The sequence below is a fragment of the Burkholderia anthina genome, from assembly GCF_902498995.1.
Taxonomy (GTDB): domain Bacteria; phylum Pseudomonadota; class Gammaproteobacteria; order Burkholderiales; family Burkholderiaceae; genus Burkholderia; species Burkholderia anthina.
Genome location: NZ_CABVLY010000016.1, coordinates 1 through 23977, shown reverse-complemented (window position 1 = coordinate 23977; position 23977 = coordinate 1). Strand labels below are relative to the sequence as shown.

The following is a 23977-nucleotide window of genomic DNA, read 5'->3' as shown; positions in this document are numbered from 1 at the left end:
CAACGCTGCCCGGTTGAAGGGGCGGATCGGCGCGAGGATGTAAACAGTCCTAATCAATATCTCGTTATTGCTTCCGGCCAGTGATGCAAATGGTGCTCGTCGAACGCCTGTTTGATACGCAACCGGATGGAATGAGGAATATTTTGCTGCAAGAGGGGTGGTCGCGACGCCACAATGGGTATTTTTTGCCGGTTGGCGGCGCGATGACGCCCCGGCGTGCCGGCGCCGAATTTTGCGGCGCGACGCACATTTGAATCGGAATGCCGTGTGCGGATATTCGCAGCGCGGATAACACTGCAACCGGAATGACCAGAATATGAATTCCGTAATAATGCGAAATAATCCACCAGCCGCGATTCAGCGAAAAGCGGCTGGCGGCGCGCTTTAAATCTCTTTCATGCAGAGTTCGAGCGCGGTTTCCCAATCCGGTGCGCCGAGGCCGAAGTGCTCGGCCAGTTTCGCATTCGACATGCGGGAATTGGCCGGGCGTGCCGCGGGCGTCGGATAAGCGCTGGCGGGAATAGGCGCCACCGACGGCTTCTTCGGGAGATTCGACAGACGGAAGATCGCTTCCGCGAATCCGTGCCACGACGTCGAGCCGCCCGCGCACAGGTGATAGACGCCGGAATGCGTGCGCCACCAATCGTCCCGGCCGGCCGTGCCCGCACCGATGGCCTGCGCGGCGACGTTCGCGCTCAGCGCGGCGATCGTCTTGGACCACGTGGGCGCGCCGATCTGGTCGGCGACGATCTTCAGCTCGTCGCGCTCGGCGCCCAGGCGCAGCATGGTCAGCAGGAAGTTCTTGCCGCGCGTGCCGTACACCCAGCTCGTGCGGAAGATCAGGTGCGCGCATCCCGATGCCGCGATCGCCTGTTCGCCGGCGAGCTTGGTTTCGCCGTAGACGTTTTGCGGATCGACGGGATCGTCCTCGACGTACGGGCCATCCTTCGTGCCCGCAAATACGTAGTCCGTCGAGAAATGAATCAGCGCCGCGCCGATGCGCGTGGCTTCTTCGGCGAGTACCGCGGGCGCTTCCGCATTCAGGCGCGTCGCCATTGCGACCTCGGTCTGCGCCTGGTCCACGGCCGTATAGGCGGCCGGGTTGACGATCAGATCCGGCTTGACCTCGCGCACGACGTCGCGCACCTGGTCGAGGTTCGACAGGTCGAGCCGGCTGCGATCCAGTGCGACGACCTTGCCGAGACCCTGCAGGCTGCGCGCGAGCTCGAACCCGACCTGCCCGTTGATGCCGGTGAGCAGGATGGTCCGCTGTGCGGGGGATTGCATGGCGCCGCTCATTCGTAGCACTCGGCTTCGACGAGTCGCTTGCCCGCCGCATCCTTCGCCGCCAGCACCGGCTCGCCGTCGAACGGCCATTGAATGCCGATCTCCGGATCGTTCCACAGCAGGCTGCGCTCGTATTCCGGGAACCAGTAGTCGGTCGTCTTGTACAGGAATTGCGCGGACTCGGACAACACCACGAAGCCGTGCGCGAAGCCGGGCGGCACCCACAGCTGACGATGGTTGTCGGCCGACAGCGTCACGCCGACCCACTTGCCGAAATTCGGCGAACTGCGCCGGATGTCGACCGCGACGTCGAACACTTCGCCCTCGACCACGCGCACGAGCTTGCCCTGCGCGTGTTCGATCTGGTAGTGCAGCCCGCGCAGCACGCCCTTCGACGAGCGCGAATGGTTGTCCTGCACGAATTCGACGCCGGTCTCGACGAGTTCCGCGAATTCGCGGCCGTTGAAGCTCTCGTAGAAGTAGCCGCGCGCGTCGCCAAACACCTTCGGTTCGACGATCTTGACTTCGGGGAGTGCCGTAGCAGTTACCGTGATGGCCATGCGACCTGATCCGTAAGAATGTTCAGCAGATATTTACCGTAGCCGTTCTTCGACAGCGGTTGCGCGAGCTTCTGCACTTGCTCGGCATCGATCCAGTGACGGCGGTACGCGATTTCTTCGGGGCAGGCGACGACCAGGCCTTGCCGCTTCTGCAGCGTTGCGATGAAGCTCGCCGCCTCGATCAGCGAATCGTGCGTGCCGGTGTCGAGCCACGCATAGCCGCGCCCCATGATCTCGACGTTCAGCGCGCCGTCTGCAAGATAGCGCGAATTGACGTCGGTGATTTCGAACTCGCCGCGCGGCGACGGCTTGATGTCGGCCGCGATGTCGCACACGCGGTTGTCGTAGAAGTAGAGACCGGTGACGGCGTAGTGCGAACGCGGTTTTGCCGGCTTCTCTTCGATCGACAGCGCGCGGAATTCGTCGTCGAACTCGACGACGCCGTAACGCTCCGGATCGTGCACGTGATACGCGAACACCGTCGCGCCCGCGTCCTGTGCGTCCGCGCGCTCGAGCTGCTTCGCGAGATCGTGCCCGTAGAAGATGTTGTCGCCGAGGATCAGCGCCGACGGATCGTTGCCGACGAAATCCTTGCCGATCACGAATGCCTGCGCGAGACCGTCAGGCGACGGTTGCACCGCGTACTGGATGTTCATCCCCCACTGGCTGCCGTCGCCGAGCATCGATTCGAAGCGCGGCGTGTCCTGCGGCGTCGAGATGATCAGTACGTCGCGAATGCCCGCGACCATCAGCGTCGACAGCGGGTAGTAGATCATCGGCTTGTCGTACACCGGCAGCAGCTGCTTCGACACTGCATGCGTGATCGGATACAGCCGGGTGCCGGATCCGCCGGCCAGAATAATGCCCTTGCGTGCCATGTCCGTTGCCCTTACGCGCGATGCGCGTAGTTCGTTGCGACCCATTTCCGATAGTCGCCCGAAGCGACTTCGTCGGCCCATTCCTGGTTGTCCAGGTACCAGCGCACCGTCTTCGCGAGGCCGGTTTCGAACGTTTCGGCGGGCTTCCAGCCGAGCTCGCGCTCGAGCTTGCGCGCATCGATCGCGTAGCGGCGATCATGGCCGGGGCGATCCGTCACATAGGTGATCTGGTCGCGATACGAACCGGCTGCCTTCGGGCGCGCCTGGTCGAGCAGGTCGCACAGCGTGTGCACGACTTCCAGATTCGTTTTCTCGTTCCAGCCGCCGACGTTGTACGTTTCGCCGGTCCGGCCGCGGGCGAGGACTTCGCGGATCGCCGAGCAATGGTCGCCGACGTACAGCCAGTCGCGCACGTTCTGGCCGTCGCCATAGACCGGCAGCGACTTGCCGGCGAGCGCGTTCGCGATCATCAGCGGGATCAGCTTCTCGGGGAACTGGTACGGGCCGTAGTTGTTCGAGCAGTTCGTGGTCAGCGTCGGCATGCCGTACGTATGCTGGTAGGCGCGCACGAGATGGTCCGAACCTGCCTTGGTAGCCGAATAGGGGCTGTTGGGCGCGTACGGCGTCGTTTCGGAGAATTGCGGGTCGGTGGGCGACAGCGAACCGAACACTTCGTCGGTGGACACGTGCAGGAATCGGAATGCGGCCTTTTCGGCTTCAGGCAGCGTATTCCAGTACTGACGCGCCGCTTCGAGCAGCGTAAAGGTGCCGACGACATTGGTCTGAACGAAATCGGCCGGGCCGTGAATCGAGCGATCGACGTGGCTTTCTGCGGCGAAATGCAGCACCGCGCGCGGCTTGTGCTCGGCGAACAGCGCGTCGAGTGCGGCGCGATCGCAAATATCCGCCTGCGCGAACACGTGCTTCGGATTTCCCTGCAGCGATTTTAACGTTCCCAGATTGCCCGCGTAGGTCAGTTTGTCGACGTTAAGAACCGATTCGTCCGATTGACGCAGCCAATCCAACACAAAGTTGGCACCGATAAAACCGGCGCCACCAGTAACCAATATCATGTAGCCTCTTTTTATGTTAACGGCAGGCAATACTGCCGTGCTCTCGTTGTGGACATCGCCCTCGGTTGACGCGGGACGAACAATATCAAGAAACTGCGCGGACCCGCCCGGAGTGGATGGACCAGCCTGATCGCCGCGTATTCTAGGGCATCCGCATGTAGCGCGCATGTCGCCCGGCAATTCGCGTTGCAAGACCAGATTCTCTATGCTCCGGCGCCCCGCATGCCGCCGTCGTGCCTGTCGTATCGCTACTTTCCATTGAATTTTCCAAGACTCGCCGGACGTGCGATCGCACGCGGACATTGCGCGGATTGCAGCGACGAACTGCGGCGGGACTCGGTGCCGATTACAGTGGGAGTTGTTGCGATACTAAAAGGCGGCGGTAACTATAGCATGCTCGATTCGCGCATAACGAGAGTCGTCTGGTTTATGTCGCGATTTAAGACGACCGTGTTTTTTTACCGGTATGGGGTTTTGCGATGCGCTCACCGCGGCTTCGCTTGCCGGCTTTTCGCCGATTCCGGTTCGCGCCGGACTCGTGTCGCACGGTGTGGCCGGCGTCTTGAGCGCCTTGCAGCCTATTTGTGCCGCGGATTGAACGGCCGCTGCTGGACGTCGACGCCATGCGCGACGATCGCCATGCTTTCCGGCACTTCCTCCCACGCGCCGCGCAGGTCGACGAGCGGCTCCGACACGACCATGAACGCGTCGTCGCCGGCTTCGGCAATACGCGGATTGTGCGGATAGAGTTCGTGCAGATGCTTGAACGACGTGCTGTGGAACAGCGAGCGCGATTGCCGCTCGCTCGAATAGCGCACGGCGATGATCCGGTCGCCGTCGGTTGCGCAGATCGTCATGTTGAGCGGCTCGGCGACGCGATACCGCGCGGCGGTTTCCTCGACCACGCCGGCCATCCGCTCGAGCGCCGGCAGCGGCATTTGTTCGAGGCCATACGTCAACGCGAGACGGAACATCAGCTCGGAGTCGGTCGAGCCTTCGAGCGTGGGGAACAGCGCGGGGTCGACCTTCATCGTCAGGTCGCGGCGCAGCTTGTGGAAATCGCGGATCAGCCCGTTGTGCGCGAACAGCCAGCGGCCGTGGCGGAACGGGTGGCAGTTGGTTTCCTGCACGGGCGTGTCGGTTGCCGCGCGGATGTGCGCGATGAACATTCGCGAGCGGATCGCGCGTGCGGCCTCGCGCAGGTTGCGGTCGTTCCACGCGGGATGCACGGAGCGGTAGCGAAACGGAAGTTCATCGGGATGGCCGTACCAGCCGATGCCGAAGCCGTCGCCGTTGGTCGTCGTGGCGCCCAGCTCCGAATGCAGGCTCTGGTCGATCAGCGAGTGCTTCGCGCGAAACAGCACGGTTTCGAGATGGATCGGATTACCCGTGTAAGCGAGCCAGCGGCACATGGCATGCTCCTTCGCGATGAATCGTTCGCGCATGGTAGCCGACTTCGCGGCACACCCGAAGGCGATTCGCGGCGGCCCCGGCCGATCGGCCGAGGCCGCCGCGATCGTCATGCGGTGCGTTGCGCCGGGTTGTGCCCGGCTGCGATCGTCAGTCGCCGAGCGCGTCCATCACGCGCGCGGAATACACGAGCGCCGCGCCCGCATTCATCGCGATCGCGACGCTGAGCGCCTCCGCCACTTCCTCCTTGGTCGCGCCATGCTTCACGGCGTCGGCCGTATGTATCGCGATACAGCCGTCGCAGCGCGTTGTGACGGCCACCGCGAGCGCGATCAGCTCGCGCGTCTTCGCATCCAGATGGCCCGTCTTGGCGCCGGCGCCGGACAGCGCCTTGTAGCCGGCCAGCGTATCGGGCGACAGCTTGGCGATTTCGCCGACGCGCGTCGAGAGTTCCTTCCGGTATTCGTTCCAGTTCAGCATGATGTGTCCTTAGAAATGGTGGAGCGGGGCGGCGGATGCCGCGATCTCGGGCGATGCAGGGCTATTCTGATCGCTCGCGCTGAGGGTTTCGATACGTTAGAGTGTCAATTTTTAGCGCAATCGTCTCATGGATGCATTGAGTCAACTGTTGTCGCTGGGCCGTAGCCATGTCGAGTTGGACGTGCGCTGCCTGCTCGACGGCTCCTTCGCGATGCCGCACGATCCGTTGCCGCCGGGTGAAGCGGCGTTCCATCTGTTGCTGGCGGGAACATGCCTGATGCGTACCGCCGACGGGCGCACGCTGCGGCTGGCCGACGGCGACTTCGTGCTGCTGCCGGCGGGCGACGCGCACGACCTGTCCGATGTCGGGGGCGGCCGGGCGAAGTCGGCGCCGCTGCGCGAACCGGTCGCGGCGGGCGGCGCGGTGCTGCCGGTCACGTCGAATCTCGATCCCGCCGAACCGGGCGGTGCGAGCGTGGACCTGCTGTGCGGACGCTTCGTCTATGCGCGCGGCGCCGGCGAATTGCTGATGCGCACGCTGCCACGCGTGCTGCACGTCGGGCTGCGCGAAGCATCGGGGCTTGCGCCGCTGCAACTGCTGACGAGCGTGCTGCGTGCCGAGGCATCGAATGCGCAGCCGGGCGCACGCGCGATCGTGAATGCGCTCGGGCAGGCGCTGCTCGCCTATGCGCTGCGCGCATACGGGCGCGACGCAAGCGTGCCGGCCGGCTGGCTCGCGCTCGCCGCCGACGCGCGGCTCGGCCCGTCGGTCCAGGCCGTGCTGCAGGCACCGGCGCAGCCGTGGACGGTCGAATCGCTCGGCGCGGCATCCGCGATGTCGCGGGCGACCTATGCGCGGCATTTCCGCGAGAAGGCCGGGATGAGCGTCGGCGCGTTCGTCGCGCAGATCCGGATGATGCATGCGTGCGCGCTGCTGCAGGATACGCAGCGCGGACAGGCGGAGATCGGACAGGCGGTCGGCTATCAGTCCGAGGCGGCTTTCGGCAAGGCGTTTCGCGCGGTGCTCGGCACGACGCCGGGGCGCTGGCGGCGCGCGCAGCGCGGCGCGTAAGACGGCAAACGCACCCGCCGTGCGGCGCGACAAAGCTGCTACCATGCGCGAAACGCGTGCCAGAGAAGCGCGTTTCCGAACAAGAAACAAAAAGAGAGAGGGCAACAGCAATGAACCAGACCACCATCCAGCAGCCGTCGTTCGCATTCGTCGCGGCATCGTGGGCCGCGCTGATCGCCGGTTTTGCCGCATTCCTGATCGGCCTGTGGAACGCCGGCATGCAGCTCAACGAGAAGGGCTACTACTTCACCGTGCTCGTGTTCGGCCTCTATGCGGCGATTTCGCTGCAAAAGAGCGTGCGTGATCGTGCGGAAGGCATTCCCGTCACCAGCATCTATTACGGGCTGAGCTGGGTCGCCCTGCTGCTCGCGATCGCGCTGCTGATCGTCGGCCTCATCAACGCGACGCTGCAGTTGAGCGAGAAAGGGTTCTACGCGATGTCGTTCGTGCTCGCGCTGTTCGGCGCGGTGACCGTGCAGAAGAATACGCGCGACATGCAGAGCGCGAAGCCGCGTTTCGCCGACGCAGATTCCACGCCGTCCGTGACCGAATGAGCGCACGCGGGGCGGGCGGCCGTTGCGGCCGCGCGTCGCGCGACAACCCTCGCGGCGGGCAGCAGGCGCCGGCGCACCGCCGGATTTCCGTACGCCCGATTCATCCGTGCCGCCGCGCATGACGATGGAGACATTCCGGATGCCAGACGATATGCAACCGATGCACGACACGTGCGCGGCCGCCCGTTCCGTGGCGAGCCGCGCGGCGCTCGTGCTGGAGACCAACAACCTGCGCGGCGGCGCCGGCATCGCGCAGGCCGTCGAGAGCCTGAAGCGCCTCGTGTCCGCGCTGTCGAACCAGACGGTGCCGCCGGCTTCGCTCGCGCAATGGATCATCACGCACGACGGGTTGCCCGCCGACGCATGCGCGCAGATCGCCGCGCTCGCCGGCCGCCCGATCGACTTCGTCGAGATCGACGCGAGCACCGGCTACTACGAGGCGAAGAACGAAGGATTCGATCGCGTCGATGCGGCGCGCTGCGACGTCGTCGTGTTCGGCGATGCCGATTGCCGGCCGGCCGACGACTGGCTCGAGCACCTGCTCGCGCCGTTCGCGCGCCACGGCGACGACCGGCCCGTCGCCGTGGCGGGGCGCACCAGCTACGCGCCGAACGTGCTCGGCGTCGCGCTGACGTCGATCGACTTCATGTACTTCCCGAGCCCGCTGCGCGATGGCGCGACGCGCAACTTCTACGCGAACAACGTCGCGTTCCGGCACGACGTGTTCGCCCGATTCCGGTACGAGCCGCTCGACGGCGTGTATCGCGCGCATTGCCAGGTGCTGGGGCTGCGGATGCAGGCTGCCGGCATCGCGATCGAGTTCGCGCCGTGCGCGCACACCGAGCATCGGCTGCCGGACACGCGTCGCGAATCGCTGAAGCTGCGCTGGATGCGCGGCGAGGACAGCGTCGGGCTCACGCCGTATCTCGTGAATGCATATCTGCCGCGTGCGTGGCAGTGGTTCGGTCGCAGCGGCCCGCTCGCCCCGTTCTGCGTGATGGCGATGCGGCTCGGCTACAGCCTGCGCGCGCTCGATCACCAGCAGTTGCCACGGCTTGGCTTCATCCGTTACGTCGCGGCCATCGGGGTGACGATCGGCGCGTCCGCGGTCGACACGCTCGGTGCGCTTGCCCGCGGCTTCGGATTGTCCGGGCGCGGGGCGGCGCGGCGCGATCTCGAAGCGCTGTCGTATCACCGTCGTTGAGCGACACCGCGCCACGCCTCGCGGTACACCCACCACGACCCGACTTCCTCCAGACGACCATGTCCTCATTCGCTACCCGTGTTGCCTGCCTTGCCCTGTTTGCCGCCAGCGCTGCCGCTCATGCCGCGCCGGTCGATCATGCGGGGCGCGGAATCTACCATTTCGCGTCGCAAAGCGGCTGCCCGTTCGCGCGTGCGACGGCGACGGACTGCAATCGCGTCGCGCTCGATGCGCCGGACGTTCATGCGAGCGTCGATACCGATACGCATACGATCGTCTTTTCGAGCGACGCGGCGCGCCGCACGAAGGACGTGCTCGGCGACGTGCTGCTGCAGGGCACGGGCGTCGACGGCGACGGCCAGCGCGTGCCGCTGAGCGTGCACGTGCTGTTGCGTCGCGACGGCGCGAAATGGAATCGCGACGTGTACGTTCATGCGCCCGTGCACGGCAAGTTCACCGACGTCCGGATCGATCCGTATCGCGTGCGCGTGAAGGAGCGCGGCGGCGAGCGCGACGTGCTCACGCCGGACGAAACGAGCGCGCTGTTCGCGCATCCGTCGTTCGCGTCGCGGCTCGCGCAGCATCTCGTGAATGTGCGCGCGACCGATCCGAAGCAGCCGGCCGCCGACGACATCACGATCGCGCTCGGCGTCGGCAAACTGACCCAGTCGGTCGCGCGCGCGAGCTTCACGTCGAACGGGCCGCGCGACGGCGATATCGCCGGTGCGCTCGCGTCCGGGACCTGGGCGATCCGTCTCGATGTACTGAGCGACCACATCCCGGTGTGGGTGGCGCAGCGTGAGCTGTTCCTGTTCGGGCTCGACGGCAGCCCGCTCGTGAAGACGCTGCGCGAGCGCGGCTTCGCGAAGAACGACCGGATCGAACTCGGCGCGCGCGACGGCAACGGCTATCTGCGCGTGAACGGCCACGAGGAGGCATTCGCCGGCGCCGGCGCATCGGCCCATGCGTTCCTGCAGGAAAGCTTCGTCGGCCTGATTCTCGGCTGGCATCGCGATCCGGCCGCGGCGTCCGCGGCGGCGTCGGCCGTCGCGCCGAAGGTCGCGCGTTCCGCGCCGGGTGTGCCGGCATGATGCCGGCCGGCGAATGGTCGGCGTCGCCGCACGCCGCGCCCGACGAAGGCTTCGCGTGTCTCGAGCAGCGCGTGCCGCGTGGCGCCGCGCGCATGCGCGCGTATCTCGTCGACCGGATCAAGCGCGCGGCGATCCGGCGGCTGCATCGCAGCGCGCACGGCGAGCGCTGGATCCTGCGCCTGTACCTGATCGGCGAAGAGGCGACCGAGTGCGCATTGCTTGACGAATGCACCGGGCAGCCGCCGGACTGGCTCGCACTGCGGCTCGAGCAGCATCTCGCGGACGAACGCCGCCACGCGGCCGCGTTCGCCGACGCACTGCGCGTGCGTGGCGTGACGGCCGCGGCGGGCCCGCGCGAACCGGACTGGGCGACCCGGCGCAAGATCCTCCGGTGGCGCCGGCTCGGGCGCCGCTACGCGCCGCACTTCGCGCAAGGCGCGCTGGTGCCGACCTACGCGACGGGCCTGTGTGCGGAGCAGATGGCGATGCGCGTGCTCGCGCGCCACTGCGCGACGCTCGGCGAAGCGCATGCACTGCATCCGCTCTTCGCTCGGGTGCTGGCCGACGAGGCGCGGCATGTGCGACTCTGCGCGGATACGCTGCGCCGCATCGTCGCGCCGTCCGAGGTCGTGCATCTCGCGGCGCTGCTCGACGAGATCCGCACGATCGAGGCCGGATTCGGCGTGACGGGTGCGCTGGCGATGTACGCGGCCGGATGGATTCAGTGGTGGCGTCCGGGGGCGCGCGCATGATGTTGCGCATCGTCTATCTCGCGACCGCCGATGCGCGCGGTCATCTGATGCGCGCGCAACTGCTCGTGCATGCATTGCGCGCGGCCGGTGCACAGGTCGACGTGCTGACGACGTCCGACGCCGGGCAGGCCTTCCTGTCCGCATTCGGCATCGAGGCCGCCGTGCTGTCGCGTCACTATGCGGTGCAGTTCGACACGCGGCAGAACATGCTGCGCGATGCGACGGATCGCAACGTCGCGCACTACGTATTCAGGCCGACGCGGATGCTGCGCGACATCGCGCGGCTGCACGCGATCGTCCGCGACGCCGATCTCGTGATCAACGATTCGTTTCATCCGGCGCTGCTGTTCATGGGCGCGGTGCCCGGCTGGCGCGGTCGCATCGTGCACGTGTATGGCGGCAGCCTGCGCGGCGCGCTGACCGCGAACTTCAACGGACGACTGCCGCGCATGCTGGCGCGTGCGTTCTCCCGGATCGTCGACTGGCAGATCGATTCGGCGCTGTGTTGCATCGAGCACGACTTCGCGTGCGACGCGATCGGTGACGTGCAGGGTTCGCGCATGCGCTACCGGTTGCCGACACCGGTGCCGGTCGTCGGCGAATGGCCTGCATCGGAGGCGGCCGCCGCGGCCGTGTATCTGAATCCGCACTTCAGCGACGTCGCGCTGGCCGATGCGCTGTCGGCGGGACTGCACGATGCGGGGCTGGCCGCGCACCGCGTCGGCGAAGGCTATGCCGCGCACGATGGCTGGACCGGCGTCGACGCGGACTGGGCGACGCGCGCCGCGCATGCGCCGTTGATCGTGTCGGCGCCGGGGATGGCGGCGCTGTCGATTGCGCGCGTCTATCGCAGGCCGATCCTGCTCGTGCTGACCGACCAGCCCGAGCAGGCGAGCAACGCCGCCCGGGCCGCCCGGTTGCAGCTCGTGCATCGCATCGTCACGTGGCGCGGCGATGCCGCTGCGTTCCGGCAGGACATCGCGTACGCGGCGAGCGCGCTGATGCACGACGCCGGCACGCGCGCCGCAACGGCCGACGGTCGCGAACATGCGCGCTCGCGCGTGGACGGATGGACGTCGCGCATCCTCGCGTTGCGGCCGAATGCACGGCACGCCGCCGCCGATGTCGACACGCAACGCGAGGCGCCGGCATCGCGATGAACAGCCTGTCGTCTATCGATCGCCGGCCCGATCTGCGGCAGATGCTGTCCGCGGCATTCGGGATGGCCGCGGGGCTCGCCGTCTTCATCCTGCTCGAGCGTGGCGTCACGCCGCGCTATGTGTTCGCCACCGCGCTCGATGAGCGCATTCCGTTCATCGCGTGGTCGTGGTTCGTCTACGTCGGCTTCTTTCCGTTCGTGATTGCGCTTGCCGCCTATGCGCGGCCGCCGGCGTTCGTCGCGTTCAGGGACGCGGTGCTGATCGCCTTCGTCGCGGGGGTCGTCTGTTTCCTGCTGTTTCCCGAAGCGGTGCCGAGGCCCGACGTCGCGGAGATCGGCAATGCGTTCGTGCGCCACCGACTCGCACGGATGTGGCGGCTCGATCTCGCGGCCAACGGCTTTCCGAGCCTGCATGTCGCCGTCACGTGTCTTGCGTGCCGGATGTTGACGGAGCGGCGCCGCGGCGTACCGATCGCGATCGGCGTGCTGATCTGCGCGTCGACGCTGACGCTCAAACAGCATACGGTCGTCGACGTGCTGGGCGGCGTGGCGCTCGCGATGGGCAGTGCGATATGGGTCGAGCGACGCTCGGTGCGCGGGAGGCTCGCATGGCGCAAGTGAATCCGCACGCCGGGTCGAACACCGCGCTCTCGCGCTTCGTGCCCGACGCCGCGCTGTTCCGCGTGAAGCCGTCGCGCGTCTGCGCGGCGTTCGCGGGCGACTGGATGCTGATCGCCGCGGCGTTTGCGGCGGCGATCGCGTTTGCGCACCCGCTCGTGTACGTGTGCGCCGCGATCGTGATCGCCCGCAGCCAGCTCGCGCTCGCCGTGATGATGCACGAAGGCGCGCACGGGCTGCTCGCGCGAAACCCGCGCGTCAACGACATGCTGGGCCAGTCGTTCGCCGCCGGCCCGCTGTGGTTGTCGTTGCGCACGTATCGCGCCGGTCATCTGAAACATCATCGCGCGCCGATGCAGGCGGACGATCCCGTCGCGCTGCTGTTCGGCGTTCACGACTATCCGGTGTCGCGCGCGCGGCTGGCCGGCCGCCTGCTCGCTTACGCGTGCGGGATCGGCTACGTGACGAGCGTCGTGAAGCTCGCGCGCGGTGCGTTTGCCCATGCGTTGCCGAAGGTCCGCAAGTCGCGCGCGTATGCGGCGTGGGAGCTTGCGTCGATGCTTGCCGCGAACGGCGTGCTGTTCGCCGCGCTCGCGACGGCCGGACATCCGCTGCTGTACGTCGGCCTGTGGATCGTGCCGTCGGTCACGCTGCTGCCGCTCGCCGGGCAGGTGCGTGCGATCTTCGAACATGCGGGATTGCCGGCTTGCGCGGATCAAAGCCGCAACGCACGCACGATCGGCCGGCGTTCGTGGCAGACGTTCCTGTTCGGCCCGCACGCGATTCATTTCCACATCGAACACCATCTGTTCATGCGGATGCCGTTCCATCACTTGCCGGCCGTGCATCGGCAACTCGTGCAGCGGCAGTTGCTGCCCGACGGCAACCTGTATGCGGGATACGGGGCGGTGCTGCGCGACGTGAGCGCGCACACGATCCCTGCCTTCGAGGAATCAAGAGAGTGAGCGTCGATTTCAAGTTGCGTGTGCTGTATCGCGCGGTGATTGCCGTGCCCCTTGCGATGCTGGCCGCGGACGTCGTCGCGCAGTCGGAGCCGGCGAAGGCCGATGCGCCCGCTGCCATTGCGATCGGCAAGCATCCCGCCGGCATTGCGTTCGGGCCGGACGGCAAGCATCTGTACGTGACCAGCAACGGCGACAACAGCGTCGCCGCGATCGACATCGCGGCGCGGCAGCGCGTGCGCGACTTCGGCGATCCGCCGGCAAAGGCGCCCAATGATGGTTGTCCGGACAACTTCTGTCGCGGAATGGGCGCGACGGATATTGCGATCGCGGCCGACGAGCGCCATGCATACGTCAGTTCGATGCGCGCGGATGCGCTGGCGCGGCTCGATCTCGACAGCGGCCACGTGGATGGCGTCGCGAAGGTGCAGCGCTTTCCGCAGGCCGTGGCCGTGTCGCCGGACGGCACGCGCGCGTATGTGCTGAATGTGGTCGCCAATTCGGTTTCGGTTGTCGATCTCGACACGTTCCGCACGCTCGGCAAGCCGATTGCGCTCGGCGGCGGGAATGCCGGCAATCAGCCGTTCGGGCGGCCCGCGGCGCTGGTCCTGTCCCGCGACGGGCAGCGCCTGTTCGTCACGAACGGTGTGGCAAGCAGCATCGACGCATTCGATACGCGCACGCGCGCGCAGGTCGGCACGATTCCCGATGCGGATGCCTACGACCTGGCCGTCGAGCCGGGCTCCGGTGATCTGGTCGCGCTGTTTCGCGACGGTATCGCGGCCTATGACGCGAACACGCTGCGTCCGCGCCAGGCGGCGCAGTATTGCCGCGGGCTGACGAGCTACAACTTCGCGCTCAGCCCGGACGGCCGCGCGGTGGCGTTCAGCCTGCCGCAGGAGAACACGGTGCTGGTCGCCGACCGCGCGACGGGCATGCTGCGCGCCGCATATCGCAGCGGCGAATGGCCGCTCGCGCTGGCCTTCAGTCCGGACGGCAGCCGCCTCGCGGTGCTCAATGCAAGCCAGTCCGGCAGCGTGTCGCTGTTCGACGTGCGCGATGCCGGCACGCTGAGCGACTACGTCGCCGCCAGCGGCGAGCTGTTTTGCCGGCCGGCCGCGGAGGGCGCGTTGCAATGAAGAAGGCAAATCGTTCGGCAACTGGCGGGAACGGCATGGGGAAGGGGAACACGATGATCTGGAACGTGAACGGTATCGGCATGCGCATCGCAACGTGTGCGGCCGTGACCGTGCTGCTCGGTGCGTGCGGCAGTTTTCCGCCGGCGGGCGGGCCGTCGCTCGAATGGGTGGCCGGCACGCCGGGCTCGGAAGGCAATCTCGACGGCAGCGGTACGACGGCACGCTTCGCCGGCAGCCTGAGACTGCATGCGGATCGCGACGGCGGCGTGCTGGTGGTGGACACGTACGCATCAACCGTGCGACACATCGATGCGCAGGGCCATGTGACCACGCTCGCCGGCAGGAGCGGCGTGCGCGCGTATCGGGACGGTGCGTCGTCCGCCGCGCGCTTCGACCAGCCGGGCGATGCCGTGCGCGCGCCGGACGGTACCGTTTATGTGGCCGATACCGGTAATTCGCTGGTGCGTGCGATCCGGCCGGACGGTACCGTCGCGACGATCGCCGGCGTGCCGGGCAAATCGGGCGATGCCGACGGTCCGCGCGGCGTCGGCCAGCTCAACCAGCCGGACATGATCGCGCTGGACGGACAGGGCCGGTTGTGGACGCTCTCGCGGTATTCCGGTCATTTGCGAATCGTCGGCACGGACGGTTCGGTCGCGACCTGGACGCCGCAGTCCGACGGCGATTGCACGCTGTCGGGGCTTCGCGCGATCGCGGCGAGCCCGACCGGCGAGATCTGGGTGACCGATGGCAAGACGTTCGGCCACGTGACGCCGACCGGCGATGCGCCGTTGCCCGCGTGCAGGACCGGTGGTGCACCGGACGGCATCGATACGGCGAGCGACGCCGCGGCTGCAGCGGCGGCTGCCGCGGCCGCGGCTGCGGCGGCAGCGATGCGCGTGCCGCCCGAGCCCGGCCCGGTGGCGGCACTGGCCGGCGCCGTGCCGTTCATCGGCTCGGCCCCGGCCGCCGGGACCGACAAGCAACCCGACGCGAGCGATACGCAGGACGATTCTGGCTACATCGCGCTCGCGTTCGACGGCGCCGGGCGGATGATCGCCGCAAGCGCACGCTCGATCGTGACCGTCGGCGCCGACGGCAAGCCGACCGCGACGGTGCATGTCGCATCGCCGGCGCTACACCGCGGCCGCTCGGACGATCGCGATCTGACGTCGCTCGCGATCGACGGCTCGGGGCGTCGGCTGGTGACGACGGGCAGCGGCGAGGTCGTGCTGCAGGCGGCGCCGGACGGTCGTCTGCTCGCCTATGCAGGCACGAGCAACCGCAGCGACGCGTTGCTGGTGACCGACTCGAAGTTCGTGCCGTTGCCGGGATCGGTCGACGACGATTTCGCGGTCGCCGCCGATGGCACGATCTATTACGTCGACCGGCTCGACGACGCGATCTATCGGATCGCGCCGGACGGCAAGAGCGAGCTGTGGGCCGGCGCGCCGGACGAGAAGGGGCGTGCCGACGGGCCGCGTTCGAGTGCGCGCTTCCGTTATCCGTCGGGGCTTGCGCTGGATGCGTCGGGCAATCTCTACGTGGCGGACAGCGGCAATGCGCTGATCCGCCGCATCGATCCGCAGGGCAACGTGCAGACGGTGAGCGGCAAGCTCAGCGACGAGACGCGGGTCGACGGCCCGTTCGCGCAAGCGACGTACTGGCGGCCACGCTATCTGCGCTTCGATCATGACGGCCGGTTGTACGTGCTCGACGACAGTCCGTATATCGGCAGGCGCGGCGCCCGTATCCGGCGGCTCGATTTCTCGACGGGAACGGTCACGACCGTTGCGCGCGATGAACAGCAGTACAAGATTCCGCGTGACGAGGTCGAACGTTTCGTCACGAGCCGCCGGATGCCGGGCAGCTACGAGGATCTCGCGATCGGTCCGCAAGGACAACTCTTCGTGCTGAGTCGCGACGTGATCTGGCAGATCGATCCCGCGACCGGCGAACACCGGATTCACTTCCTGCCGGGGCCGTGGCCGGCCGCGGAACATGCGTATTACGGCGCGCTCGCGAAAGCGGAGTCGCGCGACGAAAAGGACCGGCTGACGAACAACCTGATCAGTTGCGACTGGACATGGTGCATGCCGGATCGCATCGCGGCCGATGCGAGCGGCAACGTGTACGTGAGCGATAGCGGTAACCACACCGTGCTGCGGATCGATCCGAAGGGCGACGCGGCGGTCATCGCGGGGCAACTCGGTTCGCGCGGCAATCGTGCGGGTACGCTGCCGGGTTCGTTGAACCGGCCGGCGGGGATGGTCGTCACGCCACGGGGCGATCTGTACGTCGAAGTCGGGGACGAGGGGATCATGCGGTTGCGCGCGCCGGCAGCGGCGACGGGGCAGGTGCCGGTTGCAGCGGCGACGACATCGGAGAACGCCGTGGAGGCCAACGCACGACAGCCGTGACGAACAACAGGGCGATCGACGCTTGCAGGCGCGTGATGCCGCACCGGCGAGCGGCGTCGCCTGGCAAGCCTGTACGTGGCGTCGATCCGCGTGCGGTGCGCTTTCTTCGGCGGCATTGCGGGCAGGGAAGGGTCACCGTGCCCCCGCAAAAGCAACAGACGCAAAAAAGCCTCCGCGAGGGAGGCTTTTTGCACTATCGAAGATAGTTGGTAGGGTGGGAGGGACTCGAACCCTCGACTCTCTGATTAAAAGTCAGATACTCTAACCAACTGAGTTACCACCCCACGTTCTTGAAACCGGTTCTGTCGGGTTCGTTGCTTTTGCAACTTGGCAAGCGACCCAAAGAGCAAAAAATTATAGCGGCGGGTTGTTGGACTGTCAACAACCCGTCACGATAATTATTTGATGCTTTCGAGCTTGCCCTGCGCCGTCTGCGCAGCGTTCGACCCAGCGTACTGCGACACGACCTGCTCGTACGTCTTCTTCGCGGCCGCCTTCTGGCCTTGTTCGAGCTGGTTCGTGCCGATTGCGACGAGGGCGTCGGCCGCGCGCGGATGCTGCGGATACTTGCTCACGATCGCTTGCCACGTCGCCGTGGAGCCGCGATAGTCACGCAGCGCGTATTGCGCATTGCCGAGCCAGTATTGCGCGGTCGGCTGGTACGGGCTCTGCGGATACTTCGCGATGAAGCTGCGGAACGACGCCGACGCCGCCTTGAAGTTACCGTTGCGGAACTGCTGTTGCGCCGCGTTGAGCGCATCCGTTTCACCCGGCTGCACGGTGCCTTCGACACCATCGATCGTCGCCTGTTGCGGCTCGAACTTCTTGAGCCGCGTGTCGAGATCCTGGTAGTACTCCTTCTGCTGCCGTTCGAGCGTCGTCAGCCGGTTCGTCAGATCCTCGTTCTCGCCGCGCAGCGTCGCGACCTGCTGGTTCAACTGGTCGAGACGGCCGGATTGATCGAGGATCGTACGCTGGGCGGCCGACAACTGGCTTGCCAGGTTGTCGGTTTTGCTGCGCAGATCGAGCACGGCGCGGCGCGCTTCGTTGTCGTCGAACACGCCGGCGTGCGCCGGCGCGGCCGACCACGCCGCGCCAACGACGCAGAATGCTGCGGCAACGCGCAGCAGGGATACACGGTGCGTCATACGGCGAACCTTCCGTTACTTACTGTTGGTAGACGAGGTCGGCGCGACGGTTCTGCGCCCACGATGCTTCGTCGTGACCCGTTGCTTGCGGCTTTTCCTTGCCGAGGCTCACGGCTTCCATCTGCGAGTCGTTCACGCCGAGCAGTGCCATCGCGCGGCGCACGGCTTCCGCACGCTTCTGGCCCAGCGCGAGGTTGTACTCGCTCGTGCCGCGTTCGTCGGTGTTGCCCTGGATCAGCACGTGACGCTGCGGGTGGCTCTTCAGGTACTGAGCGTGTTGCTGCAGCAGCGGCTGGTATTCGTCCTTCACCGAATAGCTGTCGAAATCGAAGTAGATGCTGCGCTTCGCGAGCGGGCTGTTCGGATCATTCAGCGGATCGACGTTCACTTGTGCGACGTTGTCGGCGCTCGGCTGCGTGCTCATCGCACCCGCGTTGTTGGCCTTGTCGTCGAGCTTCACGCCCGACTTACACGCTGCGAGCGTGCCGATCATCATCACGGCCAGGGCCAGACGAACTTTTTTCGACATCATGGTTACTCTCCTTGTGGTCATTGCATGAAGGGCCCCCACGACGGCTCACGAACGGAGCCGCCCTGGACGGACAGGATCTGCGGCGGCGCGCTGCCGTCGGAAGGCACGGCGGCCAGTACGTTGCGCCCGCCCGACTGGGTGGCGTAGAGGAGGTACTGACCGTTTGCCGCGAAGCTTGGCGATTCGTCGCGATTCGTATTGGTGATGGCGTTCGCCGCGCCCGTTTGCAGATCCTGAACGTACAGCTTGAAGCCCCCGCCCGTGCGGGAGATGTAAGCGAGCAGCTTGCCGTCCGGGCTGATGCGCGGACTGGTGTTGTAGCTGCCGGTGAAAGTCACGCGTTGCGCGGCGCCGGCGCTTTCGCCTTGCGCGGGCATCCGGTAGATCTGCGGCGCACCGCCGCGATCGCTCGTGAAGTAGATCCAGCGGCCGTCCGGCGAGTAGAACGGCTCGGTGTCGATCGAGCTGCTCTGCGTGAGACGACGCAGGCCGCCGCCGTTGGAGTTGACCGTATAGATTTGCGTATTGCCCGTCAGCGACAGCGCGACCGCGAGCGTGTTGCCGTCCGGCGACCACGCCGGCGCGCTGTTGTTGCCCTTCTGGTCGGACACCATGTAGCGGCGGCCGGTCGGCAGGTCGTGGATGTAGACGATCGGCTTCTTGCGCTCGAACGACACGTACGCGACCTTCGTGCCGCTGGGCGACCACGCCGGCGAGATGATCGGCTCCGTGCTCGACAGCGCGATGCGCGCGTTCTGGCCGTCGGAGTCCGAGATCTGCAGCTGGTAGCGGTTGCCCGTCTTGATCACGTACGACAGGCGCGTGGCGAATACGCCGCGTACGCCGAGCAGCTTCTGGTAGATGTAGTCGGCGATCTTGTGGCCGGCCGTGCGCAGCGTGTTGTCGTTCGCCGTCAGCGACAGGCCGCCGAGGCTTTGCTGCTTCACGGTGTCGTACAGGATGAAGTTCACCTTGTACTGGCCGTTCGCTTCGCGGTTCACGCTGCCGGCGACGAACGCATTGGCGCCCTTGGCCTTCCATGCGCCGAGATCGACCGATGCGGTCTCGGGCACGGGCGTGCTGCCCGCGTCGATATTGGTGAATTTGCCGCTACGGGCGAGATCCGCGCGGACGATCGACGTGACCTGCTGCGGCAGGCCCGCCTCGTTCGCGAAGTTCGCGGTCGCGATGGGGAACTGGGTCGAACCGACGCCGGTGATCAGCACGTTGACCTGCGCATTAGCGGTGCCGCCCGCGGCAATCAGACACGAGGCCACGAGTGCCCTGAAACCTAGCTTCGTCATCAAACTCATGCTTCTTGCTTCCCGTATGACTTGAATCGCTGCGCAACGGCAGAGACAGTAAAAATACCCGATTCGTTCCCGTCTGACAGCGACGCCCGGAGTGTAAGCGCATTTCCGTTCACTCCGCCGCCTTGAAGGTAATCGTAATGTCTGATGGGGTACGACCGTTAGAATCGGGTGGCAACGGGACCGATGCCTGGATCGCATTGACCACGGCTTGATCCCACCCCGAATTTCCGCTCGAACGGCGGATCGAAACGCTCAGCACGTCGCCCGACGGTGTGCAGCGGATCGCGACGACGGTCGTCAGGCCGGCGCGCTCGCCGCCCCAGACGATGTTCGGTTTCACGCGTCGACGCACCTTGTCAGGATAGCCGGGCGACGCGGCATTGCCACCGGAGCCGGTGCCGGTGCCGCTGTGCGCCAGGCCCTGGCCGCCGCCTTCGCCGGCGCCTGCCATGCCCTGCATCTGCGCGAGGCGCGCATTCCGCTCCTGGTCGAGCTTCGCCTTCGATGCCGCGTCGGCTTTCGCGCGGGCAGTCGCTTCGGCCTTCGCCTTGGCTTTGGCCTGTGCCTGGGCTTCCGCCTTCGCCTTCGCGGCTGCATCGGCCTTGGCCTTCGCTGCCTGCTGGGCCTCGAGCTGCGCCTGCTTCTGCTGTTGAAGCTTTTGCTGCTCGAGCTTCTGCTGTTCGAGTTTTTGCTGTTCGACGAGCTGCTGTTGCTTCAGCTTGTCCGCCTGCTTCTGCTTGTCGCGCTCGGCGGCCTTTTGCGCGGCGAGCGCGGCGGCCTGCTGGGCGGCGAGCTGCGCGCGCCGGGCTTCGTCTTCCTGCTGCTTCAACTGCTGCGCGCGGCGCTGTTGCTGCTCGAGCAGCGCTTCACGCGCGGCCGCTTCCTGCTGCCGCTTCTTCTGCTGCAACGCGATGTCGGCCTGCTCGTCGCGAACGGGCGGAGCGGGCGGGGCCAGCTTCGCGGGCGGCGGCGGCACGACGGGGCGCGGCGTGGGGACGTCGGGCACCTCGGTCCACAGCTCGGCTTCGGCGCCGGCCGGCGTGCTGTTTTGCCACTGCACGCCGTGATAGAGAAACAGCGCGAGCAGCACGTGCATCAGCGCGGCGAGCGCGAACGCACGCCAGGTGCCGCGCTCGCGAGGGGGCTGAGGCGGGTAGGCGTTGCTGCGCGTGGATTGCTGCCGGTTCATTGCGATTTGACGAGGAGGCCGACGCGCTTGACGCCGCGCGCCTTCAGATCCGACATCACGGTCATGACTGCATCGTACTGCACGGTCTTGTCGGCCGCGATCACGACCGGTTGGTCGGGATGGTCGGCCTGGCGGGACGAGATGAAGCTGTCGAGCTCGGCCTTGGTCATCGTGTCTTCCTGCGTCGCGCCGGAGTCGCCCTTGTACTTGACGCTCATCGTGCGGTCGGCCTTGATGTTGACGACGACGGGCGGCGTCTGCTCCTGCGGCGCGGCATTGCCGACGGTCGGCAGATTGATGATCGACGGGGCGACGAGCGGTGCCGTGACCATGAAGATCACGAGCAGCACGAGCATCACGTCGATGTACGGCACGACGTTGATGTCGGCCATCGCACGGCGCCCGCGGCCGCCGCGCATGCTGGATCGAATGGGACTTCCTGCCATGGCGCGCTCCTTACTGGGCCTGACGCTGCAGGATGTTCGAGAACTCTTCGATGAAGGTCTCGAAGCGGATCGCGAGGCGGTCGATGTCGTGCGCGTAGCGGTTGTACGCGACGACTGCCGGAATCGCGGCAAACAGGCCGATCGCGGTGGCGACGAGCGCTTCCGCAATGCCCGGCGCGACGTTCGCGAGCGTGGCCTGCTGCACGTTCGCGAGGCCGCGGAACGAGTTCATGATCCCCCACACCGTGCCGAACAGACCGATGTACGGGCTGACCGAGCCGACCGACGCGAGGAACGCGAGGTTCGCTTCGAGCACGTCCATTTCACGCTGGAACGACGCGCGCATCGCGCGGCGCGCGCCGTCGAGGACGAGGCCCGGATCGCTGATGCGTTTTTCTTTCGCCTTCAGGAATTCGCGCATCCCCGATTCGAAGATCCGCTCGAGCGCGCCGATCGTATGGCGGTTGTTGGCCGCGCTCTGATACAGCGCCTGCAGGTCGCCGCCCGACCAGAAGTCTTTTTCGAAGCGCTCGGTCTGCGCGCGCGCGCGGCGGATCGCGAACCACTTGCGGAAGATGAAGGTCCACGACATCAGCGACAGCAGCAGCAGCAGCCCCATCACGGCCTGGGCCAGCACGCTCGCGTTGAGGACGAGGGAAATGATCGACAGGTCTTGAGAAGTGTTCATAGAGGTTTGAGTAACGTCCCTTCGGGGCGCCGGGTATGCGTGCGGCGCGGCGCGCCGGCCAGGCCTGGCGCCGAACCTTGCTTAGTATCGATTCAGGAAGGCAAGTTCATGGGCATTGTCTAAACGGTGCTCATGCGAGCTTCGTTGACACTACAGTCTGCCCGGTGTCGATGACGGGCCCGCGGTGCAGCGCGTCGAGTACGACCGGCGGGATCGCCGCGGGCCGAATGCCGGTACGGTCGACGCAGCCGAGGCGGATATGTCCGGCCACGAGCAGCGCGTCTCCACGCCACGCTTCCTGCGTGAATTCCACCGATGCGCGGCCGATGCGTCCGGGCCGGCTCGTGATCGCCAGTGCGTCATCGAGTCGCGCCGGTGCGCGGTAGTCGAGCGACGTGCTGCGGACGATGAAGATCGCGCCGGTGTCGTCGGCGAGCCGACGCTGGTCGATGCCGCACGCGCGCAGCCATTCGGTGCGGGCGCGCTCGAAGAATTTCAGGTAGTTGGCATAGAAAACGATGCCGCCTGCATCGGTATCCTCGTAGTACACGCGCACCGGCCAGGTAAAGCCGGAGGGCGCGTCCGGGGAGCGGGTAGGCTGAGTCATGGCGCGCATTCTACCGGAAGGGCGGGGCCGGATTCGTAACCGATTCGTAACGGAATGTAGTACGCGGTAGCACGCCGCGGGCCCGCCTCAGGCAGGGCCCGCGGTGCCTCCGGCGCGTCAGCCGCGATGGATCGTGAGACCCGCCGGCGCCTGCGCGACCGGCATCATCTCGATCGTGTTGATGTTGACGTGCGCGGGGCGCGTCGCGATCCAGTAGATCGTGTCGGCGATGTCCTCGGCCGTGAGCGGCTGGACGTTCTGGTAGACGTTTGCCGCCTTCGTATCGTCGCCGCGGAAGCGGACGTTCGAGAATTCCGTGCCGCCGCAGAGGCCCGGCTCGATGTCGGTTACGCGCAACGGTGTACCGATCAGGTCGGCGCGCAGGTTCAGGCTGAATTGTCTGACGAAGGCCTTGGTCGCGCCGTAGACGTTCCCGCCCGGATACGGATACATGCCGGCAACCGAGCCGAGATTGAAGATGTGGCCGCGACCGCGGGCGATCATGCCGGGCAGCAGCGTGTGCGTGACGGTCACGAGGCCCGAGCAGTTCGTGTCGATCATGGTCTGCCACTCGTCGAGGCTGGCCTTCTGGGCCGGTTCGACGCCGAGCGCGAGACCGGCATTGTTGACGAGCACGTCGAGCGCCGCGAATTCGGCGGGAAGGGCTGCCAGCACGGCTTCGACGGCCGCGCGGTCGCGCACGTCGAGCTCGATCGGCAGCAGGGCGTCGCCGAGTTCTGCCGCGAGTGCATCGAGACGATCCTTGCGGCGGGCGGTTGCGACGACGCGATGGCCGCCCTTGACGAAAGCTCGGGCGATGGCGGCGCCGAAGCCGGCGGACGCGCCTGTGACGAACACGATCATTGCTGCTCCTGGTCGGTAACAAAGTGGCGGATAGTATCCCGCAAGCCTACTGAGATTGCCGCACCGCGGCAAGGCGGCGAAGCGTTCCGGTACGGGTGCGTAGAGTCTGGCCCTTATTGTTTCGGGGCGGCTGCCGCGCGGTTGCCTATTCATGACGCATCCAATACACTAACGCGCTCATCACCCCTGCGTGACTGGCGATAGAACCCTTCGGGTTCAAGGTGGAGCATCCCACCGTGAAGCGCGGGGCATCGTTTTTGCCGTTCGCCTGGGCAGCCGTTGTGCGCCGTTGCGTGCATCGCCGGTGGCTGTCCTGCCTCGCGTCATACGGATTCTTCCGCCACGTCGAGCTGGTCCCGCCAGCAGCGCAATGTACTCGGCCACCCCGGTCAACCTGTACACACTTAACGGAAACCGTATGTTTGACAGAGCCCAAAGCACCATCGCGAACGTCGATCCCGAACTCTTTGCAGCGATCGAGCAGGAAAACCGCCGCCAGGAAGAGCACATCGAGCTGATCGCGTCGGAAAA

General features: G+C 66.5%; 25 protein-coding genes, 1 tRNA gene and 1 riboswitch. Of the genes, 10 read left to right on the top strand and 16 right to left on the bottom strand.

Annotation, left to right across the window (positions count from 1 at the left end):
* Positions 1-53 precede the first annotated feature (53 nt).
* From BME24068_RS20320 to BME24068_RS20290, 7 genes are all read right to left on the bottom strand, one after another.
* The gene (locus BME24068_RS20320) at positions 54-347 is read right to left on the bottom strand and encodes a hypothetical protein (protein WP_174927167.1); all 294 of its coding nucleotides are present in this window, start codon (positions 345-347) and stop codon (positions 54-56) included.
* A 37-nt stretch (positions 348-384) separates the two neighbouring features.
* Positions 385-1287, bottom strand: coding sequence for a dTDP-4-dehydrorhamnose reductase (rfbD, locus tag BME24068_RS20315; protein ID WP_174927166.1), 903 nt, complete (start codon positions 1285-1287; stop codon positions 385-387).
* Positions 1288-1295: 8 nt separating this feature from the next.
* Positions 1296-1847, bottom strand: coding sequence for a dTDP-4-dehydrorhamnose 3,5-epimerase (gene rfbC, locus BME24068_RS20310; protein WP_174927165.1), 552 nt, complete (start codon positions 1845-1847; stop codon positions 1296-1298).
* Complete coding sequence (gene rfbA / locus BME24068_RS20305) at positions 1832-2725, bottom strand: glucose-1-phosphate thymidylyltransferase RfbA (RefSeq protein ID WP_096505127.1); 894 nt, start codon at positions 2723-2725, stop codon at positions 1832-1834. Before rfbA ends, rfbC begins: the two co-directional genes overlap by 16 nt.
* Positions 2726-2736: 11 nt before the next feature.
* Positions 2737-3798 (bottom strand): dTDP-glucose 4,6-dehydratase, encoded by a 1062-nt coding sequence (rfbB, locus tag BME24068_RS20300; RefSeq protein ID WP_096504984.1) that lies wholly within the window; start codon positions 3796-3798, stop codon positions 2737-2739.
* A 578-nt stretch (positions 3799-4376) separates the two neighbouring features.
* Positions 4377-5210, bottom strand: a complete 834-nt coding sequence (locus tag BME24068_RS20295) for a class II glutamine amidotransferase (protein WP_174927228.1) — start codon at positions 5208-5210, stop codon at positions 4377-4379.
* Positions 5211-5358: 148 nt separating this feature from the next.
* A complete protein-coding gene (locus tag BME24068_RS20290; RefSeq protein ID WP_096504982.1) occupies positions 5359-5688 on the bottom strand; it encodes a carboxymuconolactone decarboxylase family protein in 330 nt (109 codons plus the stop codon).
* A 127-nt stretch (positions 5689-5815) separates the two neighbouring features.
* Between BME24068_RS20290 and BME24068_RS20285 the strand changes: the two genes are divergently transcribed.
* From BME24068_RS20285 to BME24068_RS20240, 10 genes are all read left to right on the top strand, one after another.
* Positions 5816-6760, top strand: a complete 945-nt coding sequence (locus BME24068_RS20285) for a cupin domain-containing protein (protein WP_174927164.1) — start codon at positions 5816-5818, stop codon at positions 6758-6760.
* A 110-nt stretch (positions 6761-6870) separates the two neighbouring features.
* The gene (gene yiaA, locus BME24068_RS20280; RefSeq protein WP_096504978.1) at positions 6871-7314 is read left to right on the top strand and encodes an inner membrane protein YiaA; all 444 of its coding nucleotides are present in this window, start codon (positions 6871-6873) and stop codon (positions 7312-7314) included.
* 139 nt (positions 7315-7453) lie between these two features.
* Positions 7454-8518: a glycosyltransferase family 2 protein gene (locus BME24068_RS20275; RefSeq protein ID WP_239007660.1), complete on the top strand. Its 1065-nt coding sequence runs from the start codon at positions 7454-7456 to the stop codon at positions 8516-8518.
* Positions 8519-8577: 59 nt separating this feature from the next.
* Positions 8578-9609 (top strand): hypothetical protein, encoded by a 1032-nt coding sequence (locus tag BME24068_RS20270; protein WP_174927163.1) that lies wholly within the window; start codon positions 8578-8580, stop codon positions 9607-9609.
* Entirely contained in the window at positions 9606-10361 is a 756-nt protein-coding gene (locus BME24068_RS20265; protein ID WP_172441903.1) for a hypothetical protein, read from the top strand. The genes BME24068_RS20270 and BME24068_RS20265 overlap by 4 nt, the downstream gene beginning before the upstream one ends.
* A complete protein-coding gene (locus BME24068_RS20260) occupies positions 10358-11521 on the top strand; it encodes a glycosyltransferase family protein (protein WP_174927162.1) in 1164 nt (387 codons plus the stop codon). The genes BME24068_RS20265 and BME24068_RS20260 overlap by 4 nt, the downstream gene beginning before the upstream one ends.
* Positions 11518-12141 carry a phosphatase PAP2 family protein gene (locus tag BME24068_RS20255; protein ID WP_174927161.1) on the top strand — a complete coding sequence of 208 codons (624 nt, stop codon included), beginning with the start codon at positions 11518-11520 and terminating at the stop codon, positions 12139-12141. The genes BME24068_RS20260 and BME24068_RS20255 overlap by 4 nt, the downstream gene beginning before the upstream one ends.
* Positions 12129-13103 (top strand): fatty acid desaturase family protein, encoded by a 975-nt coding sequence (locus BME24068_RS20250; protein ID WP_174927160.1) that lies wholly within the window; start codon positions 12129-12131, stop codon positions 13101-13103. The genes BME24068_RS20255 and BME24068_RS20250 overlap by 13 nt, the downstream gene beginning before the upstream one ends.
* Complete coding sequence (locus BME24068_RS20245) at positions 13100-14239, top strand: YncE family protein (RefSeq protein ID WP_174927159.1); 1140 nt, start codon at positions 13100-13102, stop codon at positions 14237-14239. The genes BME24068_RS20250 and BME24068_RS20245 overlap by 4 nt, the downstream gene beginning before the upstream one ends.
* Positions 14240-14274: 35 nt before the next feature.
* Complete coding sequence (locus BME24068_RS20240; protein WP_174927158.1) at positions 14275-16659, top strand: NHL repeat-containing protein; 2385 nt, start codon at positions 14275-14277, stop codon at positions 16657-16659.
* 207 nt (positions 16660-16866) lie between these two features.
* Here BME24068_RS20240 and BME24068_RS20235 read toward each other — a convergent pair.
* The 9 genes from BME24068_RS20235 to BME24068_RS20195 form a co-directional block, all read right to left on the bottom strand.
* Positions 16867-16943 (bottom strand) — tRNA-Lys (locus BME24068_RS20235).
* A 114-nt stretch (positions 16944-17057) separates the two neighbouring features.
* Positions 17058-17807 carry a tol-pal system protein YbgF gene (gene ybgF, locus BME24068_RS20230; RefSeq protein WP_096504966.1) on the bottom strand — a complete coding sequence of 250 codons (750 nt, stop codon included), beginning with the start codon at positions 17805-17807 and terminating at the stop codon, positions 17058-17060.
* Positions 17808-17826: 19 nt separating this feature from the next.
* Positions 17827-18339, bottom strand: coding sequence for a peptidoglycan-associated lipoprotein Pal (gene pal / locus BME24068_RS20225; RefSeq protein WP_096504964.1), 513 nt, complete (start codon positions 18337-18339; stop codon positions 17827-17829).
* 17 nt (positions 18340-18356) lie between these two features.
* The gene (tolB, locus tag BME24068_RS20220; RefSeq protein ID WP_096504962.1) at positions 18357-19652 is read right to left on the bottom strand and encodes a Tol-Pal system beta propeller repeat protein TolB; all 1296 of its coding nucleotides are present in this window, start codon (positions 19650-19652) and stop codon (positions 18357-18359) included.
* A 109-nt stretch (positions 19653-19761) separates the two neighbouring features.
* On the bottom strand, positions 19762-20841 hold the full coding sequence (gene tolA, locus BME24068_RS20215) for a cell envelope integrity protein TolA (protein WP_174927157.1): 1080 nt from the start codon (positions 20839-20841) through the stop codon (positions 19762-19764).
* The gene (tolR, locus tag BME24068_RS20210; protein WP_096504958.1) at positions 20838-21287 is read right to left on the bottom strand and encodes a protein TolR; all 450 of its coding nucleotides are present in this window, start codon (positions 21285-21287) and stop codon (positions 20838-20840) included. Before tolR ends, tolA begins: the two co-directional genes overlap by 4 nt.
* Positions 21288-21297: 10 nt before the next feature.
* Complete coding sequence (gene tolQ, locus BME24068_RS20205; protein WP_021157170.1) at positions 21298-21975, bottom strand: protein TolQ; 678 nt, start codon at positions 21973-21975, stop codon at positions 21298-21300.
* Between the two features lie 130 nt (positions 21976-22105).
* Positions 22106-22591 carry a tol-pal system-associated acyl-CoA thioesterase gene (gene ybgC, locus BME24068_RS20200; protein WP_174927156.1) on the bottom strand — a complete coding sequence of 162 codons (486 nt, stop codon included), beginning with the start codon at positions 22589-22591 and terminating at the stop codon, positions 22106-22108.
* A gap of 108 nt (positions 22592-22699) precedes the next feature.
* Complete coding sequence (locus tag BME24068_RS20195) at positions 22700-23446, bottom strand: SDR family oxidoreductase (RefSeq protein WP_096504954.1); 747 nt, start codon at positions 23444-23446, stop codon at positions 22700-22702.
* Positions 23447-23626: 180 nt separating this feature from the next.
* A riboswitch (ZMP/ZTP riboswitch) is annotated at positions 23627-23727 on the top strand.
* Positions 23728-23977: the final 250 nt, after the last annotated feature.

Excerpts from the sequence above, each read along its gene's own strand:
- rfbD (WP_174927166.1), bottom strand. The coding sequence starts at position 1,287 with ATGCAATCCCCCGCACAGCGGACCATCCTGCTCACCGGCATCAACGGG.
- rfbC (WP_174927165.1), bottom strand. The coding sequence starts at position 1,847 with ATGGCCATCACGGTAACTGCTACGGCACTCCCCGAAGTCAAGATCGTC.
- rfbA (WP_096505127.1), bottom strand. The coding sequence starts at position 2,725 with ATGGCACGCAAGGGCATTATTCTGGCCGGCGGATCCGGCACCCGGCTG.
- rfbB (WP_096504984.1), bottom strand. The coding sequence starts at position 3,798 with ATGATATTGGTTACTGGTGGCGCCGGTTTTATCGGTGCCAACTTTGTG.
- BME24068_RS20295 (WP_174927228.1), bottom strand. The coding sequence starts at position 5,210 with ATGTGCCGCTGGCTCGCTTACACGGGTAATCCGATCCATCTCGAAACC.
- BME24068_RS20290 (WP_096504982.1), bottom strand. The coding sequence starts at position 5,688 with ATGCTGAACTGGAACGAATACCGGAAGGAACTCTCGACGCGCGTCGGC.
- BME24068_RS20285 (WP_174927164.1), top strand. The coding sequence starts at position 5,816 with ATGGATGCATTGAGTCAACTGTTGTCGCTGGGCCGTAGCCATGTCGAG.
- yiaA (WP_096504978.1), top strand. The coding sequence starts at position 6,871 with ATGAACCAGACCACCATCCAGCAGCCGTCGTTCGCATTCGTCGCGGCA.
- BME24068_RS20275 (WP_239007660.1), top strand. The coding sequence starts at position 7,454 with ATGCCAGACGATATGCAACCGATGCACGACACGTGCGCGGCCGCCCGT.
- BME24068_RS20270 (WP_174927163.1), top strand. The coding sequence starts at position 8,578 with ATGTCCTCATTCGCTACCCGTGTTGCCTGCCTTGCCCTGTTTGCCGCC.
- BME24068_RS20265 (WP_172441903.1), top strand. The coding sequence starts at position 9,606 with ATGATGCCGGCCGGCGAATGGTCGGCGTCGCCGCACGCCGCGCCCGAC.
- BME24068_RS20260 (WP_174927162.1), top strand. The coding sequence starts at position 10,358 with ATGATGTTGCGCATCGTCTATCTCGCGACCGCCGATGCGCGCGGTCAT.
- BME24068_RS20255 (WP_174927161.1), top strand. The coding sequence starts at position 11,518 with ATGAACAGCCTGTCGTCTATCGATCGCCGGCCCGATCTGCGGCAGATG.
- BME24068_RS20250 (WP_174927160.1), top strand. The coding sequence starts at position 12,129 with ATGGCGCAAGTGAATCCGCACGCCGGGTCGAACACCGCGCTCTCGCGC.
- BME24068_RS20240 (WP_174927158.1), top strand. The coding sequence starts at position 14,275 with ATGGGGAAGGGGAACACGATGATCTGGAACGTGAACGGTATCGGCATG.
- ybgF (WP_096504966.1), bottom strand. The coding sequence starts at position 17,807 with ATGACGCACCGTGTATCCCTGCTGCGCGTTGCCGCAGCATTCTGCGTC.
- pal (WP_096504964.1), bottom strand. The coding sequence starts at position 18,339 with ATGATGTCGAAAAAAGTTCGTCTGGCCCTGGCCGTGATGATGATCGGC.
- tolB (WP_096504962.1), bottom strand. The coding sequence starts at position 19,652 with ATGAGTTTGATGACGAAGCTAGGTTTCAGGGCACTCGTGGCCTCGTGT.
- tolA (WP_174927157.1), bottom strand. The coding sequence starts at position 20,841 with ATGAACCGGCAGCAATCCACGCGCAGCAACGCCTACCCGCCTCAGCCC.
- tolR (WP_096504958.1), bottom strand. The coding sequence starts at position 21,287 with ATGGCAGGAAGTCCCATTCGATCCAGCATGCGCGGCGGCCGCGGGCGC.
- tolQ (WP_021157170.1), bottom strand. The coding sequence starts at position 21,975 with ATGAACACTTCTCAAGACCTGTCGATCATTTCCCTCGTCCTCAACGCG.
- ybgC (WP_174927156.1), bottom strand. The coding sequence starts at position 22,591 with ATGCGCGCCATGACTCAGCCTACCCGCTCCCCGGACGCGCCCTCCGGC.
- BME24068_RS20195 (WP_096504954.1), bottom strand. The coding sequence starts at position 23,446 with ATGATCGTGTTCGTCACAGGCGCGTCCGCCGGCTTCGGCGCCGCCATC.